Genomic DNA, 17502 nt, shown 5'->3' on the forward strand with positions numbered 1-17502 from the left:
CAAAAACCGTTTTCCGGAGACAAGCATGCTGCGTATCTTTGAACGTCGGCTCGACCCCTTCCCGCCCGACGAGGTACCACCGCCGCCGGTTGGCCTGTTGCGCTTCATGTGGGCTTGTACCCGCGGCGCTCGTGGCTACATCCTGGCGCTGGCACTGCTCAGTGCCGGGGTGTCGATATACGAAGCCTGGCTGTTCGCGTTCCTCGGTCAGGTGGTCGACCTGCTCGCGTCCTGGCAGGCCGGCGGTACTGTTAGCCCCGAGGAAAGCCGAGTGCTGTGGGGTATCGGCATCGTCCTGCTGGTCAGCATCGGACTGGTGGCACTGCGCACCATGGTTCAGCACCAGGTGCTGGCGATCAACCTGCCGCTGCGGCTGCGTTGGGATTTTCACCGGCTGATGTTGCGCCAGAGCTTGTCGTTCTTTTCTGACGAGTTTTCTGGCCGGGTCACAACCAAGGTGATGCAGACGGCACTGGCAGTGCGCGATGTGCTGTTCACCCTCATCGAAATCCTGCCCGGGATTGGCGTGTATTTCATCGCGATCATTGCCCTGGCCGGCGGCTTTGCCCTGAAACTGATGCTGCCCTTCATTGCCTGGGTCGTGCTGTTCGGTTTGGCCATGCTGTATTTCGTACCCCGGTTGGGCAAGGTCGGCCAGGAGCAGGCCAATGCCCGGTCGTCGATGACCGGGCGGGTTTCTGACGCTTACACCAACATCACCACGGTGAAACTGTTTTCGCACTCCAACCGCGAAGCGCACTTTGCGCGCGCAGCCATGGAAGACTTCAAGCAGACCGGTTTTCGCCAGATGCGCCTGGTGAGCCAGTTCGAAATCGTCAACCAGGCGCTGGTGGTGGGCTTGATCTTTGGTGCCGGTGGCTATGCACTGTGGCTATGGCACCAGGGACAGGTCGGCACCGGGGCCGTGGCGGCGATTACCGCCATGGCCTTGCGCGTCAATGGTATGTCGCACTGGATCATGTGGGAAATTACCTCGCTGTTCGAAAATATCGGCACCGTGCAGGACGGTATGGCCACCCTCACCCGCGGCCCCAAGGTGCAGGATGCGCCGGGTGCTGCAGAGCTGGTCACCACGGGTGGCGCGGTGAGTTTCGACAAGGTCGGCTTCAACTACAACGGTGAGCGCCAGGTGCTCAATGAGCTGACGCTGCACATTCGTCCGGGCGAAAAAGTCGGCCTGGTCGGCCGCTCCGGCGCCGGCAAGTCCACCTTGATCAACCTGCTGCTGCGCTTCTACGACGTGGACAAGGGGGAAATACGCATCGACGGGCAGAACGTCGCCAAGGTCACGCAAGACAGCCTGCGCAGCGCCATCGGCATGGTCACGCAGGACACCTCGCTGTTGCACCGTTCGATTCGCGACAACATTGCCTATGGCCGCCCCGATGCCACCGAAGCACAAATCCGCGCCGCTGCGGCCAATGCCCAGGCCGATGGTTTCATCAGCCAGCTCAGCGACCGCCAGGGCAACAGCGGTTACGACACCCTGGTGGGTGAACGCGGCATCAAGCTGTCTGGCGGCCAGCGCCAGCGCATTGCAATTGCCCGGGTGATGCTGAAGAACGCACCGATCCTGCTGCTGGACGAAGCCACCAGCGCGCTGGACTCGGAGGTGGAGGTGGCCATTCAGGAGAGCCTGGATGAGATGATGCAGGGCAAGACCGTTATCGCCATCGCCCACCGGTTGTCGACGATCGCCGCCATGGACCGGCTGATCGTGATGGATGAAGGGCGCATCATCGAGCAAGGCACCCATGCCGAACTGTTGGCGAAAATGGGTACCTATGCACGGTTGTGGCAGCACCAGAGTGGCGGGTTCCTGGGTGAGGATCAGGGCGTGGCCGAGGCTGTGGAGTAAGCAGTGACCGAGGTCAGCCAGCGCATACCCAGCCTTCGAAAGCCTGCTCAGTCAATGAACTGCGCCCCTGGCGATGTTCATGGTCGCTGCTCACCCGACAGCATCGCCTGCACCCCATTGGTTGGCTGTTGCAACAAGCCTCGGGGCAAGCGGAAACCTTTGAACGGTTGCTGGGTAATGGGATTGAAGGCTTTTTCAGCGTTCAGCCGATAGCGCATCACGCCATCTCCGGTGCGGAAGCTCAGGTCCACGCTGGTCGCCGTCCGGCCATTGAGCGCGCCGCGGCTGAGCAAGCGGAACATCGACCACGGGCCACGGTACTCCAGGCTACTGCTGTTGCCACTTTGCCTTAGCAAGGTGAGATTGCTACGGACCTGCTGCCCCAAGGTATTGGGCCAGACAATACCCGTGATATGGCTTGGCCCATGGGTGTAGGAAATCAACTGGCCATCCAGGTCCAGCAGGCTGGTACGCTGGTTCGCACTGAGCCCCAAGGGCTCGATGCTGAACTGCACACTTAGCTTGCCACGCTGATCGAAAAATGTTTCGCGGATGCGATCCGCCAGCTCGAGCTGCTCGATCACGTCGTCACGAATCAGGGATTGCCCGTGCTGAGCGGACTGCAAAGCCTCAAGATTGTCCTTCAGGAAAACCTTGAGATACCGATCATTAAACTGCTGCAGGCGCCCTTTCGGCCCGAAGAACGCCTCGAAGTCATCCAAAGAAGCATCGGGTGCCTTCACCACAAAGGGGTAGCGGCCTGCCAGGCGTTGCTGGAAAAAACTGTACACGTCAACATCCCAACGTCGCTCCAGTTCGCGCAATGCTTCAACGTTCAGCACCTGAGCAGTCTGGTCGGCGAGCTTTCTGACCTGGTGGCTGATGGGCTCCGGTAAACCTGTGGCAACACGTTGCAGGGTGCCGATCGGGTCCTGCCCTGTCATCGCAAAGCGCTGATGCACGGCTTGCAATGCAGCCTTGCCGCGGTCCGGGCTGTCTTGTACGGCCTTGGCGTAGTCCAGCACGGCCGCAACAGCGCCAAGGGTTTCATCGTAGTAGCTCGGCTTTTCTCCTGTCGCCTGCAGCATGGCGCCCAAGCCTGCAAACGCCCGCTGGATGGCCAACGCTTGCTGTTGCTCGGGTTTTCCGGCTACTACCCGCAGCGTACTCAGCTCACCCAGTGATTCAACAACTGTTGGAGGCGCAAGCGAGGTGTTATCCCTGACCGTATCCAGCAGCCGTTGCAACGGTGCTGCGGGGCCGGTCAACTGTTCCAGGATCGCGACACCATGGTCCAGATCACGGAAGTCAGCCACCGTAAAAGCGTTCAGGGCGCGCCGCCAGCTGTCAATGTAATCGGCGCTGTAGAGGTTATACAGCCGCTCGGTCAGCGCATCGCGGTCAACGTCCGAATAGTCGAGTTGACTGCGCTCCCCCAATGCCCATTGATCAACCATCGCCATTTCAGCGAAGCGTTGGCTGTGCGGCTCGAAGTATTCCCTGAAGCCTTTGGCGGTGAGCATGGCGGCCAGCCGTACATCCTCATCCCCTTGCCTGGCCCCGGAAGACGGCTGGTACACCACATCGAACGCAGGCCCTACCTGGTGGCGCAGGTCCAGCCCGGCGTGCAACTGCTGGTACGATTGTTGTTTCAGCCCTGCATAGACTCGCTGTGGCAACGGCAATTTGCGCAGCGCCTGCTGCACTTCGCTGACCCGCTGGCGGTACTGCGGCAAATCGGTATCGGCATAGGCCAAGGCGTATTTCAGGTGCTGCATGAGGTCACGCTGCAACTGCCCCTGGCCAGGAAAGGCCCGTTGCCACTGACGGGCCATCCAGTCCTCGACCAATTCTGGCCGGCGGCTGTTACGCTCCTCGATCATCCGGTAAACCCTGAGCGCGGCCATTTGTTGCTCGCTGCCAGGTGGTGCTGCGTTCATGGCATCGATCACACCACTGGCCAAGGCCGGCAAGAAACGTTTCGACAACAAGCTGAGGTACGCCTCATCAACCAAGGGACCAATGTTGCGCCCTTGGTACAAGCCAAAATCGGCAACCACTGGCCAGGCCGCACGATAGTCGCCAAACACCGCCACCGCATCGCGAATCTGGTCCAGTGGCGCCAGCAGGTTGCGCCCGGTCGGATCAAGACGCATATCGACTTCGTGACCACTGTACTCCTGGCTTTTGGCGAGCACACTGGCAGCCTTGGCGCCATTGATGTCGGCGTAACGCTGCCAGCTGGCAACGGCGATACTGAACGCCAGGATGCCTACACCAGAGCCCACCCACAGCAAGTGGCGCTTGCTGCGCGCAACCCGAACATTGTCACCCGCCAGCCCGGCTTCCTGATAAATAACCCGCCTGAATGCTTGCTGGATGAAATAGACCAACGCCTTCCCCTGTGCCTTACCTTCACGCAGGGGCAGCTTCGTCGTGTAGGGCTGTGCCGCTTCACGGACAAAGGCATTGCGCATGTCGCCTTGCTGTACCACTGACGACCAGTACACACCACGCACCAAGGGTGGCGTGGTGAACCGGTCACTCGCCAAGGTTTCGCGCAGGAATGCCTGCAGTATGGGGCGCAACCCGATCAGCTGTGCATGCAGTGAGAACAGGCGCCCGCACGGTGCTGTCTTGCCCAGTACATCCAACCGGTCGATGACCTGCTCCTGCAATTGGGTGAGAAGCCGCCCGTAGTGCTCGTCATACTCATCCAGCCAGGCGTCGAACGCGTCAACCGCATCCAGCTTGAAGGTGAACCCCAACAGGCTTTCACGCTTGGCGGCCGGAAGCTGGCTGTAGAACTGGTCGAAGCCGTCCAGCAGATCGAACTTGGTCAGTACCACGTACAGCGGCAGGCGCGCCCCCAACTGACTGCTCACTTCGTAAAGGCGGGTGCGCAACCCATGGGCCAGCGCGACGCGCTGCTCGGGCTTGCCATGCAGCAGCGCTGGCAGGTCGACCACCAGCAACACACCATTGAGCGCCCGCTGGCTTCGCTTACGCTGCAGCCAGCCCAACAGGTGCTCCCACAACCGGGCCTGGATGCCGGGCGGCGCGGAGGCTTCGGAGGGGGCGTTGGCCGCCGAGCCCGCCGGCGGTTTTTGACTGATGAAAACACCGGGCGGGTCGATGATCACCGCATCGTCGCTGACCCACCAGCCTACCGGGTAGGACAGTGCTTCAGCCTGTCGGCCCCGTGCCTGGGCCTGGTCGATACGCGTCAGGGTAAAGCGCTGATCGGTGCGGTCGATGAAGCTGCTTTTACCGGACTGTTCGTCGCCCAACACCAGGTACCAGGGCAGCCGGTACAACGCGCGTCGCCCACCGGCATTGTCGAGGTACCGCGCAAGCCCCTGGCTCAAGGCCTGCTCTTGCGCCTGCACGAACGGTAGCGCGACATCCTGTTCGGCGGCCAGTGCATGGCGGCGCTCCGCTTGCAGGCGGCGAAAGCGCGTGCGCAGCACCCCAAGCCAGCACAGAAGCGGCACCAGCACGAGTACCAGGCTTGCCACGCTGCGATGAGCCACACTTGCCAGCGGCTGCTGCTCACGCCATGTCCATTGCGGGCCAAGCCACCAGATGGCGACCAGCATCAGCAAGGCGCCAAGCCCGAGCAGCAGCGGCAGCGCCAGGCCAATGCGCGTTACCCACGGCCAGCCCCAACGTTTGAGTTGCGTCCATATTTGATTCATCGAGGCTCCTGATCCTTGTCTTGAACTGCCAACACTGGGGATGCCGCGTACTGCTGAAGCCGCTCAAACACCTCGGGCTCCCACGCACTGGCGGTGGTTTGCTGCATGGTTCGGGCAACGTTGGCGCACAGGTCCTGGGCCAGCCAGGACACACCCCGCGCAGCCAGCAGATCAGCTGCAATCACGGTGGTGTGGCAGCGCTCACGGGGAGCACGAAAGCCGGCTTGCAGCCCTTGCAGCCGAAGGAGCAGCGGCTCTATGCCACCGGTTTCCAGCTGGCTGACAAGCTCCTCGCGCAGGCCGCTGAACTCCTGGGGGGTTGCACCTTGGCCAGACGGCCCTTGGGTGCCCTTGAGCCAGGCCAGGCATTGGTCGTCGACAAATACCATGCCGTCGCTGAAGCACAGCTGCTGCAGTGAGGGCATGCGCTGTACAAACCGAGCGGTGGCACAACGGATGGCTTCGGCCACCTCGCACATCGCCAGCTGTGTGGCGACAGTCGCAGCCAGAAAGCTGCCACGAATCCAGAAGGGGCAAGCCGTCAGGCTCTTTTCAACGCGCTGCAGCAAGGCGGGGTCAACCACCTGACTGGCTATGGCCTCTTCATAGACCCGCGTGATATCCAGCGGAACCGCCATCAATTCCGTACGGTTGCCCTGCCTGACCTGGGGAGCAATCTGAATGTGCGCCCACAAACCGAAACGCCGTAACTGGTAGCCGGTAGCGTCGTAAGGGTCCTGCTGGTTGATGAGCTCGGCCATGGACAGCACGGCCCGGCGTGTCTCACGCTCATTGCCCATCGACATGCGTGACACAGGTGTGGCGATGACATCGGCCAACGGTGCAGGCTTCTCGGTTGCAGCCGGCGCTTTGGGCACAGCAGCCTCGCCGCCACCGCTGGAAAGTTCCGAGTATTTGCCTAGCAGGCGCTCAAGTTCGCCCAGTGCTGCCGTGTCCAGCTGCACCGTTTCCTGTTGTTGCAGGCGTTTCAAGGCAGCCTGCGCTGCCGCTGCGTGGGTCGGGGAGTAGGTAAAACGATCAAGACGCGGGAGTGCCTCGGCCAAGCGATTGATCACCAGGGCAACCAGCTTGCGCTTGCCAAGGAAGCCTTTCGGTCCCGGCTTGGGATGAGCGGCCTCCCAATAGCACTCGAGCATGCCGGCCAGCAACGCCAAGGTGCATCCCCACTGCTCCCAACAGCCGCTACGCAACCATGCGGCACTCAGGTGCGCAACGATTCGTAAGTGCTTGCATTGCAGGCTCAGGTACTGACGGGAGGCGTCTTCGATGTAGACCCAGTCGATCGAGGCTTCCTGCAGCCCACCCAGCTTGACCATCTCCTGATCAATGGCCTGATAGGTTTCGTCCTCGACATCGAACAGGCCAGCCGGAACTGCCGGATCAATCGGCGCGAGCAACCGAGTGACCTCTTCCGCGGATATCTGCGCTACCACCGACATGTGCTTCGCGCCCGGCTGATCAAGGGGTCCAGGCCTTGCGCATCGAAGGTCAGCCCGTCGACCTCGCCGTGATCACTCACAACCTCGATACGCTGGGCACCGATCAGCTTCCTGATCTGCTCGATGGCGGGCAGGCCCCGCCCGGCATCGAGCACTTGGCCGTTTTCCATCACCTGCCAGGGGGTCTCACGGGTAGACCAGCCCTCCCCGCTCAGGCGTACCTTGACCCAGCTTGCTTCGATCGGACGCCTGGCAATCAGCTGTAGCCGGGAGATGGCCTGGATGCAACTGATTGCCATGTAGGCACGTTCATCACCCGATGCGATGGCGGGCGCCGAAATCACAAGCGCTGGTGCGCCTGCTCCGTCCTGGGCCTGGCTCCGGATGCGAAACGTCAGGTCATCCGGTGCCCGTCCAGCTTCATTTGCCATCACGCGCAACACAGTGGGGGCCTGCTGCTCCGGTGCAGACCACTGCCGCTTTGGCGTGTACGCCGGGGTGCCAGCAGCCTGATCGAAACAGGCCAGTCGCTCGACGTTGGAGACGATCCGGGGACAGTCCCGCGTGGAGCCTGCCAGCACCGGCTGCAGACAAAACAGCAACGAGAGACCGGCGCCATATGCACAGCGGTTAATCATCCTGAATTTACTCTCTGAATAGTACAAACGGCCTATATAGCGCAAAGAACTTTCCTACAAACAAATAGCAATGCCCATGCACCCGCGCGACCAATTAAAACAACTCCAGCAGAAGCCTATTACACAGCACCGAATGCACACAAACAAATATTTCCTTACATCTTAACACTCGACCAAAGAGCACTCTTCCGTGCATCGTTTTCATAGGAAACGGATAAATAACCCAACCCATTAAACATATGTGGGAATCTTCCTACAAGACCAAGACAATAATAAACACAACTAACACCTGAACATCCTACAGCCCAACAGGGAGTTGCGTACCGATGTCTAAAAATACGGGATCCGTTGCGCCGAAAGAGCGCGTCAATATCAAGTATGTCCCCGCTACCAGTGATGAGCAGGCTGAGGTGGAGCTGCCGCACAAAATGCTGGTGCTGGGCGACTTCGGCCTGGATGACAGCCGTGCGCTTGAGGACCGTCAGGTCATGCGCATCGATAAACATACATTCAACAGCGTGTTGAACGACGCCAACGTGAGCCTGGACGTGACGGTACCGTCCAGGCTCGGCACCGCCCCGGATACCGAACTGGCCGTCCACCTGCAGTTCAGGTCCATCAACGATTTCGGGCCGGACCGGATCGCGCGTCAGGTGCCCGAGCTGAACAAGCTGCTGCAGCTGCGCGAAGCACTGGTCGCCCTGAAAGGCCCGCTGGGCAACGTCCCGGCCTTCCGCAAGCAATTGCAGCACCTGCTTAACAACGAGCAGGCGCGTAAGCAGCTCGCCCAAGAACTGGACCTGGTGCTCGAGGCGCCAGAAAAAAATTGAGACAACGGAGCGTCCCCATGCCCAAGCCAAGCAGCACCGCCATCACCACAGACGCAACGGCCGACACATTGAGCAATGCCACCTTGCTCGACCAGATCATGGCAGAAACCAAACTGGTACCTGCCCAGGAGGGCTACCAGATTGCCAGGCAGGGCGTATCTGCCTTCATCGCCGAAATCCTCAAGAGCAATGACCCGGATCAACTGATCAACAAGCACCGGGCCGACCAGATGATTGCCGAAATCGACCGAATTCTAGGCAAACAGATGGATGCCATTCTGCATCAACCGGAGTTCCAGCAGCTTGAATCATCATGGCGCAGTCTGAAACTTCTGGTCGACCGCACGGACTTCAGGGAGAACATCAAGCTCGAAATCCTGCACGCTACTAAAGAGGACTTGCTCGATGACTTCGAAAATGCTGCGGACATTACCTGTAGCGGTATCTACAAACATGTTTACACCGCAGGTTATGGCCAATTCGGGGGAGAGCCGGTTGCAGCCATGGTTGGTAACTACAATTTCGGCCCGTCTTCCCCTGACATCAAGTTGCTAAGTTACATGGCCTCCGTTGGTGCCATGTCTCATGCCCCTTTTCTTGCTGCACCTGCCCCCGAATTCTTCAATTTGAACAGCTTCGAGGAGCTGCCTAACCTCAAGGAAATAAAAGACCTCTTCGCCGGCCCACGGCATGCCAAGTGGCGCGCCTTTCGTGAAAGCGAAGACGCCCGCCACGTCGCCCTGACCGGGCCGCGCTTCATGCTTCGCTCCGCTTACCACCCGCAGGAACAACCGATCGAGAGCTTCAACTACAACGAAGACATCGCCGGGCAGCACGACAACTACCTGTGGGGCAATTCTGCTTTTCTGTTAGCCACCTGCATCAACGACAGCTTCGCCCGCTACCGCTGGTGCCCGAACATCATCGGCCCACAATCGGGCGGTGCCGTCGAAGACTTGCCGGTTCACCTGTACGAATCCCTGGGTCAGTTGCAGGCCAAGATTCCTACCGAAGTGCTGATATCCGACCGCAAGGAATTCGAACTGGCCGAAGAGGGTTTCATCGCCCTGACCATGCGCAAAGACAGCGACAACGCCGCGTTCTTCTCGGCCAACTCGGTACAAAAGCCCAAACATTTCCCGAAAACCCCTGAGGGGCTCCAGGCACAGACCAATTACAAACTGGGTACCCAGTTGCCCTATCTGTTCATCGTCAACCGGCTGGCCCACTACATCAAGGTGCTGCAGCGCGAGCAGATCGGCAGTTGGAAAGAGCGCCGTGACCTTGAGTCCGAGCTGAACAAATGGATCAAGCAGTATGTCGCCGACCAGGAGAACCCGTCTGCCGACGTTCGCAGCCGCCGGCCGCTGCGTGCCGCCAGTATTGAGGTCTCGGATGTTGCGGGTGACCCGGGCTGGTACCAGGTTTCGCTCGCCGTACGTCCGCACTTCAAGTACATGGGCGCGAACTTCGAGATCTCCCTGGTCGGGCGGCTCGATACGCAATGAGTGGTCTTTTTGATCGCCTGATGCTGGACCAGTGCACCCGCCGGGAGGCCTCCCAACGCGAGAACGCTTCCCGCAAGTTCGCCGCCATCAAGTGCCACCTCGAAACGCTGCTGAATGCCCGCCAGGGGTGCTCCCAGAGCAGCCCTGAGCTGGGCCTGCGCGACTTCAACGGGCATGACGTGAGCAACGGCGACTTGCTTGTGCAGGTGAGCGCGGATATCCGCCGCACCCTCCAGCGCTTCGAGCCGCGCATACAGGTACGCACGCTCAACGCAGTGCCCGATACCCATGCCCCGCTGGAGCTGCATTTCAGGCTGGATTGCCTGGTACAGGTCAACAACCACGCAGAGCAGCTGCAACTCGAGCTGCTGGTCGATGGGCACAACCGCTACACGCGCGTGAGGTGACCGATGTCACTGAGAGACAGTTTCAGCGAAGAACTGCGTTACCTGCACGAACTGGGGAACGACTTTGCCAAGGACAACCCACAACTCGCGAGGTTGCTTGGCAAAGGTGCCAGCGACCCCGATGTCGAACGCCTGATGGAAGCCTTTGCGTTCCTGACCGCCAAGCTACGGCTGAAGCTGGAAGACGACTTGCCAGAGCTGACCCATCCCATGCTGCAGTTGCTGTGGCCGAACTACCTGCGGCCGCTGCCCAGCGCGACGATCATCAAGTTCAGCCCGGTGAGGCAATCCCTCAGCCAGTCTCAGCACATCCCGAAGGGGTCGAGGCTGTTCTCGAAACCGGTAGACGGCGTGGCCTGCGAGTTCCGCACCTGTACAGCGGTCAACATTCATCCGTTCGAGATCGACACGGTGGCCGCCACCCGGACATCCGACAGTTCTGTGGTCTGCATCGGCCTTCAAACACTGGTCGATCGGCCGTTGAACAGCCTGGGCTGTACCAGCCTCGACTTTTACCTCAGCGGCGATATCCGTACCGTCCGCACGCTTTACCTGTGGGTTTCTCAATACCTCAAGCATGTCAGCGTGACCATCAATGGCGAGGTTCGTCGGCTGCCGGCAAACAGCATCGCATTCCCAGGGTTCAGCCCCAACGACGCCTTGCTGCCTTACCCACAGAACGTCTTTGATGGCTATCGCATCCTGCAGGAATACTTCGCGTTCCCTCAACGCTTCCACTTTTTCAGCGTTACCGGCCTGGAAAAAATCTGGCCAGCTCATGATAGCCAGCAGGTAATCCTCGAATTTCACTTCACGCGCCAGCTACCCGACTCGCTACGTGTCGGCAAAGCAGATTTCAACCTGTTCTGCGCACCTGCGGTCAACCTGTTCCAGCACAGCGCCGAACCCATCGACCTGTCCGGCAAGGACGCCATGGTTCCACTGACGCCCAAGGGCACAACGCCGCACGGCTACGAAATCTTCAGTGTCGACCAGGTGATCAGCACCCGAACGACGACTGACGGGAACACCGGTGAGCACCTTCGGACCTTCCGTCCCTTCGAGTCATTCGCCCATGAAATCGAGCACGTCCAGGGGCGCACGGCGCTGTATTACCGCTGCCAGCTGGAAGAGTGCCTGCACGGCAATGGCGTCATGCATCGAATCGCCTTCGTCCGCGCCGACGCCAACAACTACATAGGCGAGCTGGAAACCGCGTCCATCGACCTCACCTGCACCAATCGGGACCTACCGCTGGCGCTAGGCATCGATGATATCAACGTCCTGAGCGAACTTACGCCGCCGCTGGCCACCTACACCAATCTCTGTACCCCCACCCGCCCCTGTCGCCCGGTGCTGGACGGCCAGTTGCAGTGGGCGTTGATCTCCAACATGTCGCTCAACTACCTGTCCATGCTCTCGGTAGAGCCGCTGAAAGCGGTGATCCGCGCCTATGACTTCATGGCCCTGCACGACATCCAGCAGGCCCGCACCACCCATAAACGCCTGGAGGGTATGCGCGACATCCATACGCAGCCCATGGATTGGCTGATCAAGGGGCAACCCATTCGCGGCCTGCACACCCTGCTGAAACTGGACCAGACCGCCTTCCTCTGCGAAGGCGACTTGTACCTGTTCAGCTGTGTGCTCGCGCACTTCTTCGCGCTGTACGCCAGCATCAATTCCTTCCACCAGCTGGAAGTGATCAACACCACCAATAACGAGCACTACACATGGCCAATACAGACCGGCAAGCAACCGCTGATCTAGCCGACAAGCTGCTCTGCGAAGCGCACCAGTACAACTTCTTCCAGTTGCTGGAGCGGTTGCACGGGCTGCATGGCGATGACCTGGAACCGCGTTGGCCGGACAAGGCCACCCGGCTGCGCGTGCGCCTGGCCTGCGACCCACGGCTGACCTTCCCTGTATCGGACGTGTACAAAGCCCAGCGAATGCCCGCTGAGGAAGAGCGCTACCGCATCGTTGCCACATTCCTGGGGTTGCACGGTACCGATTCGCCATTGCCCACCTATTACCTGGAACAGGTGGCGTATGAACATGCGCATGACATCGGTGTACGGCCGGCCTTCTTCGACTTTTTCAACCATTACCTGCTCAGCCTGTTGCACCGTATCTGGCGCAAGTACCGCTATTACATCCGCTTCCAGCCAGGTGCCAGTGACGGGTTCTCGCAGTACGTGTTTGCCCTGCTGGGGCTTAACGACAAGCAGTTGCGAGGGGACACGGCGCTGCCCTGGAGCCGCCTGCTCAGTTTTGCCGGCGTAATCGCCAGCCGCAGCCGTGCGCCGGGCACTGTGGCCGGCATCATTGCGCACTGCTTCGACCTCAAGCAGGTGCACATCCGCGAGTTCGAGACGCGATCAGTCGTCACGCCGTCCAGGCAGCTTGCAAGCCTGGGGCGGACCAACGGCCAGCTGGGCAGCACGTTCATGATTGGCAGCCGCACGCGCACCCGCAGCAGCAAGTTCACCATCGTGATCAGCGAACTCGACCAGACGCAGCTGCGGGACTTGCTGCCCAGCGGCATCAACTTTGGCCGTTTGCGTGCACTGATCGACTTTCTGCTGCGTGACGGGCTGGCCTATGACCTGGAGCTGCGCCTCAAGCAGAGCGCGTTGCCACCCTTCTGCTTGCACCGCAGCCAGGCCGCCTACCTGGGCTGGACCAGCTTCGTCGACGACCGGCATGGCCAGATCAGCCCGGTTGTACGCTTCCGGGGGCGCTCATGAGCACAGTCACCTTGAGCATCACCAACCTCGACCAACTGCAGCACGGCGTTACTGCTAGGCACCTGTTCGATTGCAAGGGCGGCACAATCGGCAGCGGGCGAGCAAGCTGGCGGATCAATGACCGCGATAAGGCCGTTGCGCCCATCCACTGCGAAATCCGCTGGATCGAAGGCAGCTTCTGTGTGATCGACCACTGCCACCGCACCTACGTCAATGGCAGTGCCAACAGCCTGGGGCCGCTTCCACCCAGGCGCCTGGTTGAGGGTGACCAGCTTCTCATTGGTGCCTATCGGCTACAGGTTCAGTACACCCAGGATCAGGCCTGCACACGCTCGCTGGAGGACCTGTTCAACCCGGCCCCGAGGGTGCTCGACCGCCTGATAGCCGAAGCGCCTGCCCCCGCTTGCCCGGCACAGCCTTCTACCCCCCAACCAGCCGTCGAGATCTGCTCGGTCTTCAAAGCAGCCATGGGGAGTGATCCTCTGGCAGCGCTGGATGCAGCAGACGGTGAAGGGGCATTCCAAGATAGCCCGCTGCAGCGCCTGATTGCCGGAGCATACCCATGAAGCCTCATCCACTTCTGCTCGCCCCCCTGCTGCTTGCGCTGGTCGGGCCCGCCGGCTGCACCTCTTTGAGCAGAATGAGCCAGGTGGCCATGGACCACTCGTTGCCCATCGGGCCGCCCAAGGACCACCCGACCGAGATTGCATTCAGCATCAATGCCAGCCCTACCCTCAACGGCAATCCGGACAGCCTTGACGTCGCAGCCGATCAGGATCGCGCCCTGGAGCCCAGCCCCTACGCTGTGACCCTGAGTGCTGGCGACCCCTATGCGTTGACCGAAAAAATCGGGATTCTGCTCGAATACCTGCAAGCGCAATTCCCGGCCATGTCCCCCGTCGAGCTGGACGAAGGAGACGAAAGCGACCCGGCTCGCTCGCCCCTGGAAGAAAGCGGCCCCGGCAGCTACGACGACCCTCAGGTGGCGTTGACCTTGCCGCGCACCACAAGCGTTGCCTCAGCGCTGGTCGCCACGCCCATTGCCATCACGATCCTGCAACTGCGCGACGACTCACTGCTGCGCAACACCGTGTACCAGCTACTGGAGCAGGACCCGGCCAAGGCGCTAGGCAGTACCTATATCCGTAGTGACGACTACCTGCTGCGCCCTGGCCAGTTCAAGTACATCCCGTTCGAACCCATCCACGCCGAAACCCGCTTCGTTGCGGTGATTGCCGACTACCGAGGCCATGAAAACGCCAGTTGGCGGCAAGTACTGCGCATTCCGCCGCGTGGCCGCCAGATCATGCTGTCGGTGTTGGTCAACGACACGCACATCGTGCTCAAGGAAGAAGACTGATGGCGCCTCAACACCCTTTGCCCTTCCTGCTTACTCACGCTGACACGGAGCGCCCATGAGTTCACGCAATCCCGTTCTCTGGCCCGAAGGCCTCTTCGTCAAACCGCAGCATTTCCAACAGGCGGCCAGAGCCAGCGAAGCAGCCCTGCACCAGCGCCTCGCCAGCCTCAATGCAGCCTTCTACGGCTTCAGCGAACTTCAGTTGAACGACGAATACCTGAGCCTGGGCAAAGTCGCCATCACCCGGGCGCGAGGCGTCATGCCGGACGGCACGGTGTTCGACATTCCCGCCGACCTGCCGCCACCGCCGCCGCTGGAAATCGGTGACGACGCGTGCAAAGACAGTGAGGTGTATCTGTGCCTGCCGCTGCGCACCGATGGCGGCCGCGAAGTGAGCTGGCCCGACAATGCAGCCAATTTCCGCTATACCGCCCAGGCACAGGAAATCAAGGATACCCACACCGCTGACGGTGACCTGGTGCAGATCGACCTTGCGGTGCCCAACCTGCAGCTCAAACGCAAGACCGAAGACAGCAGCGCCTACACCCGCCTGGCCCTGGCACGTATTCTGGAACGGCGCCCCGACGGCAGCCTGCAACTGGACGAAGCGTTCTACCCCACCAGCGTTTCGGTGCGGGCGGTGCCAGCGCTGCAGCGGTTTCTTGAAGAAATCACCCATACCTTGCGCGAGCGGGCGCGCGGCCTTGCCACGCGGATTGGTGCATCGAGCCAGTCCGGGATCGCCGACATTCGCGACTTCAACCTGCTGCAGGCCATGAACCGTTGGTGGCCATGCTTCCAGCATCTGGCCAGGCAAGCGCAAACGCACCCCGAGCAGCTGTACCTGTGCATGAGCCAGGCCTGTGGCGAATTCGTCACCTTCACCGACCAGAACCGGCTGCCGCAGGAGTACCCCGCCTATCACCACACCGCACTGCGCACGTCTTTCAAACCGCTGGAAGATACCTTGCGCCGGTCTCTGAGCACCGTCTTGCGGCCGCGCGCTGTTTCACTGCCGCTGGAGAGCGAACAATTCGGCGTGATGACGACCACGCTGGAAGACCGCCGGCTGATCGACGAAGCCGACTTCATCCTCGCCGTGCGCGCCAGCATGCCACCACAGGCGTTGCGCCAGATGTTCATCCAGAAAGCCAAGATCACCTCACTTGAGTCACTGAATGACCTGGTGCCGCTGCAATTGCCGGGCATCCCTTTGTTGCCATTACCCGTGGCGCCCCGCGACCTGCCCTTCCATGCGGGCTTCAGCTACTTCGAGCTGGACCGACGTGACCCGGCCTGGGCGTGCATGAGCAAGGCGAATGGCTTCGGCATCCACATTGCGGGCGACTTCCCAGGGCTTGAACTGCAGTTCTGGGCGATCAGGAGTGAGTGACATGGGAAAAGACAACAATACGCCCACCGATGAAAACAACGCTGCAGTCAACGCGCTTGATTCAACCCTTGAACAGCCAGTACCCGCCCCCCGGGCTGCGGCAAGCAATGCGCAAGTATCCACGGACAAACCTGAGCCTGAGCCCGTTTCCGAAGGCTACCCCGCTGACCCGGAATTTCAGCTGCGGGGCGGCTTCACCAACCTGATGCTGGATGCCGCATCACCGTTGTTCGGCTTGGTTATACGCCTGCGTACGCTGGACGAGCTGCCGAACATCCAGGACGTGCACCAGCAAGTACGCAGCCAGATCGACAACGTTCAGGAAGAAATGCGCCAGCACGGTTACGAGCCGGCTCAGTTGCTGGCGTATTCCTACGGTCTGTGCCTGTTCATAGACGAGGCCGTTATGGAGCGGCCCTGGGGCAAGAGCAGCTGCTGGAGCCAGGAGCCGCTGCTCAGCATCTTCCACGACGAGACTTGGGGTGGGGAAAAAATCTTCACGGTGATTACCCGCCTGATGCAGGAGCCCAAGCGTTATCAGGACGTACTTGAGTTCATGTACTACGCACTGTGCCTTGGGCTGAAGGGCAAGTACGCGCTCGCGCCGAAAGGCGAAGAAACACTCAACGCACTGATTCACCAACTGCACGGGATCATCCGCGAACTACGCGGCCCCACCCCCGAAGAAGTCTGCGACCCCTACACCAACGTCGCCCCAAAAAACTTCCGCATGAGCCGGATATGGCCGTGGTGGAGCCCGTTGGTCATCTCTGCCATCGCCATGGCGGTGGCCTACGGGATCTACAGCTACCGCCTGCACCTGATCACAACCGAGGTGCTGGAGTCGCTGAACGGCATTTTGCAGCAATAGCCAACCGTGCACAGCATCACTGAATGCAACGAATTAGTGAGGCTTTTGCCTCGCTGACAAGCCCATCGCTCCCGATGGCCACGCCACCTGTGGTGCGCGTGCTTTACCCACATGGACGCAGGAGTAACTGCCATGCCAACACCCGCTTACATCAAGATCGAAGCCCAGAAACAAGGCAACATCACCGCGGGCGCCTTCACCTCCGACTCCGTCGGCAACATTTATCAGGAAGGCCATGAGGATGAAATTCTGGTGCAGGAAGTCAAGCACCAAGTCACCGTCCCCACCGACCCGCAAAGCGGTCAACCGGCCGGGCAACGGACCCACAAGCCCTTCATTTTCACCAGCTCGCTGAACAAGGCCACGCCACTGATGTACCTAGCGCTGGCCAGTGGCGAAAAGCTGCCAACGGTTGAAGTCAACTGGTACCGCACCTCGGCAGTGGGCGAGCAGGAGCACTTCTTCACCACCAAGCTGGAAGACGCCATCATCGTCGAGATCAACACCGTGCTACCCCACGCCCAGAATGCGAAGAACGCGAACTACACGCAGCTGGTGGAAGTGGCGATGATGTATCGCAAGATCACCTGGACCCACGTAACGGCGGGTACCGAAGGCTCTGACGACTGGCGCAAACCGATCGCCTGATCTCACTGAAATGCCCCAGGCAGGCGTGCTCTGCCTGGGCTTTTCGAATATTCAGACGGC

14 protein-coding genes are annotated in these 17502 nt (G+C 60.6%); 11 read left to right on the top strand and 3 right to left on the bottom strand.

All coding sequences use genetic code 11. The features are described 5' to 3' along the window. The first annotated feature begins 25 nt into the window (after positions 1 to 25). On the top strand, positions 26 to 1879 hold the full coding sequence (locus tag INQ47_RS12855; RefSeq protein ID WP_252459123.1) for an ABC transporter ATP-binding protein: 1854 nt from the start codon (positions 26 to 28) through the stop codon (positions 1877 to 1879). A gap of 77 nt (positions 1880 to 1956) precedes the next feature. Here INQ47_RS12855 and tssM read toward each other — a convergent pair whose 3' ends face one another. The 3 genes from tssM to vasI are packed head-to-tail and all read right to left on the bottom strand — an operon-like array spanning position 1957 to position 7675. After that, positions 1957 to 5577 carry a type VI secretion system membrane subunit TssM gene (gene tssM / locus INQ47_RS12860; RefSeq protein WP_404701821.1) on the bottom strand — a complete coding sequence of 1207 codons (3621 nt, stop codon included), beginning with the start codon at positions 5575 to 5577 and terminating at the stop codon, positions 1957 to 1959. After that, a complete protein-coding gene (tssA, locus tag INQ47_RS12865) occupies positions 5574 to 7037 on the bottom strand; it encodes a type VI secretion system protein TssA (protein ID WP_404701822.1) in 1464 nt (487 codons plus the stop codon). The genes tssM and tssA overlap by 4 nt, the downstream gene beginning before the upstream one ends. Next, positions 7025 to 7675 carry a type VI secretion system-associated protein VasI gene (vasI, locus tag INQ47_RS12870; protein WP_354668547.1) on the bottom strand — a complete coding sequence of 217 codons (651 nt, stop codon included), beginning with the start codon at positions 7673 to 7675 and terminating at the stop codon, positions 7025 to 7027. The genes tssA and vasI overlap by 13 nt, the downstream gene beginning before the upstream one ends. A 326-nt stretch (positions 7676 to 8001) precedes the next feature. On the opposite strand from vasI, the gene tssB reads away from it, so the two are divergent. The 10 genes from tssB to INQ47_RS12920 all read left to right on the top strand — a co-directional run bounded on the left by tssB (position 8002) and on the right by INQ47_RS12920 (position 17442). Continuing rightward, positions 8002 to 8505, top strand: coding sequence for a type VI secretion system contractile sheath small subunit (tssB, locus tag INQ47_RS12875; protein WP_404701823.1), 504 nt, complete (start codon positions 8002 to 8004; stop codon positions 8503 to 8505). 17 nt (positions 8506 to 8522) lie between these two features. Beyond that, a complete protein-coding gene (gene tssC, locus INQ47_RS12880; RefSeq protein ID WP_404701824.1) occupies positions 8523 to 10013 on the top strand; it encodes a type VI secretion system contractile sheath large subunit in 1491 nt (496 codons plus the stop codon). Continuing rightward, positions 10010 to 10420 (top strand): type VI secretion system baseplate subunit TssE, encoded by a 411-nt coding sequence (tssE, locus tag INQ47_RS12885; RefSeq protein WP_404701825.1) that lies wholly within the window; start codon positions 10010 to 10012, stop codon positions 10418 to 10420. The genes tssC and tssE overlap by 4 nt, the downstream gene beginning before the upstream one ends. A gap of 3 nt (positions 10421 to 10423) precedes the next feature. Then, complete coding sequence (tssF, locus tag INQ47_RS12890) at positions 10424 to 12190, top strand: type VI secretion system baseplate subunit TssF (RefSeq protein WP_404701826.1); 1767 nt, start codon at positions 10424 to 10426, stop codon at positions 12188 to 12190. After that, positions 12154 to 13170 (top strand): type VI secretion system baseplate subunit TssG, encoded by a 1017-nt coding sequence (gene tssG, locus INQ47_RS12895; RefSeq protein ID WP_404701827.1) that lies wholly within the window; start codon positions 12154 to 12156, stop codon positions 13168 to 13170. Before tssF ends, tssG begins: the two co-directional genes overlap by 37 nt. Further along, entirely contained in the window at positions 13167 to 13736 is a 570-nt protein-coding gene (locus INQ47_RS12900; RefSeq protein ID WP_404701828.1) for an FHA domain-containing protein, read from the top strand. Before tssG ends, INQ47_RS12900 begins: the two co-directional genes overlap by 4 nt. Beyond that, the gene (tssJ, locus tag INQ47_RS12905) at positions 13733 to 14530 is read left to right on the top strand and encodes a type VI secretion system lipoprotein TssJ (RefSeq protein WP_252460534.1); all 798 of its coding nucleotides are present in this window, start codon (positions 13733 to 13735) and stop codon (positions 14528 to 14530) included. The genes INQ47_RS12900 and tssJ overlap by 4 nt, the downstream gene beginning before the upstream one ends. A gap of 55 nt (positions 14531 to 14585) precedes the next feature. Beyond that, positions 14586 to 15923 carry a type VI secretion system baseplate subunit TssK gene (gene tssK, locus INQ47_RS12910; protein WP_252460533.1) on the top strand — a complete coding sequence of 446 codons (1338 nt, stop codon included), beginning with the start codon at positions 14586 to 14588 and terminating at the stop codon, positions 15921 to 15923. A gap of 1 nt (position 15924) precedes the next feature. Beyond that, on the top strand, positions 15925 to 16794 hold the full coding sequence (gene icmH, locus INQ47_RS12915; RefSeq protein WP_404701829.1) for a type IVB secretion system protein IcmH/DotU: 870 nt from the start codon (positions 15925 to 15927) through the stop codon (positions 16792 to 16794). Between the two features lie 132 nt (positions 16795 to 16926). After that, positions 16927 to 17442 carry an Hcp family type VI secretion system effector gene (locus INQ47_RS12920; RefSeq protein WP_209966711.1) on the top strand — a complete coding sequence of 172 codons (516 nt, stop codon included), beginning with the start codon at positions 16927 to 16929 and terminating at the stop codon, positions 17440 to 17442. Positions 17443 to 17502: the final 60 nt, after the last annotated feature.

It is taken from the genome of Pseudomonas sp. 3HC3 (assembly GCF_044904505.1).
Taxonomy (GTDB): domain Bacteria; phylum Pseudomonadota; class Gammaproteobacteria; order Pseudomonadales; family Pseudomonadaceae; genus Aquipseudomonas; species Aquipseudomonas putida_Y.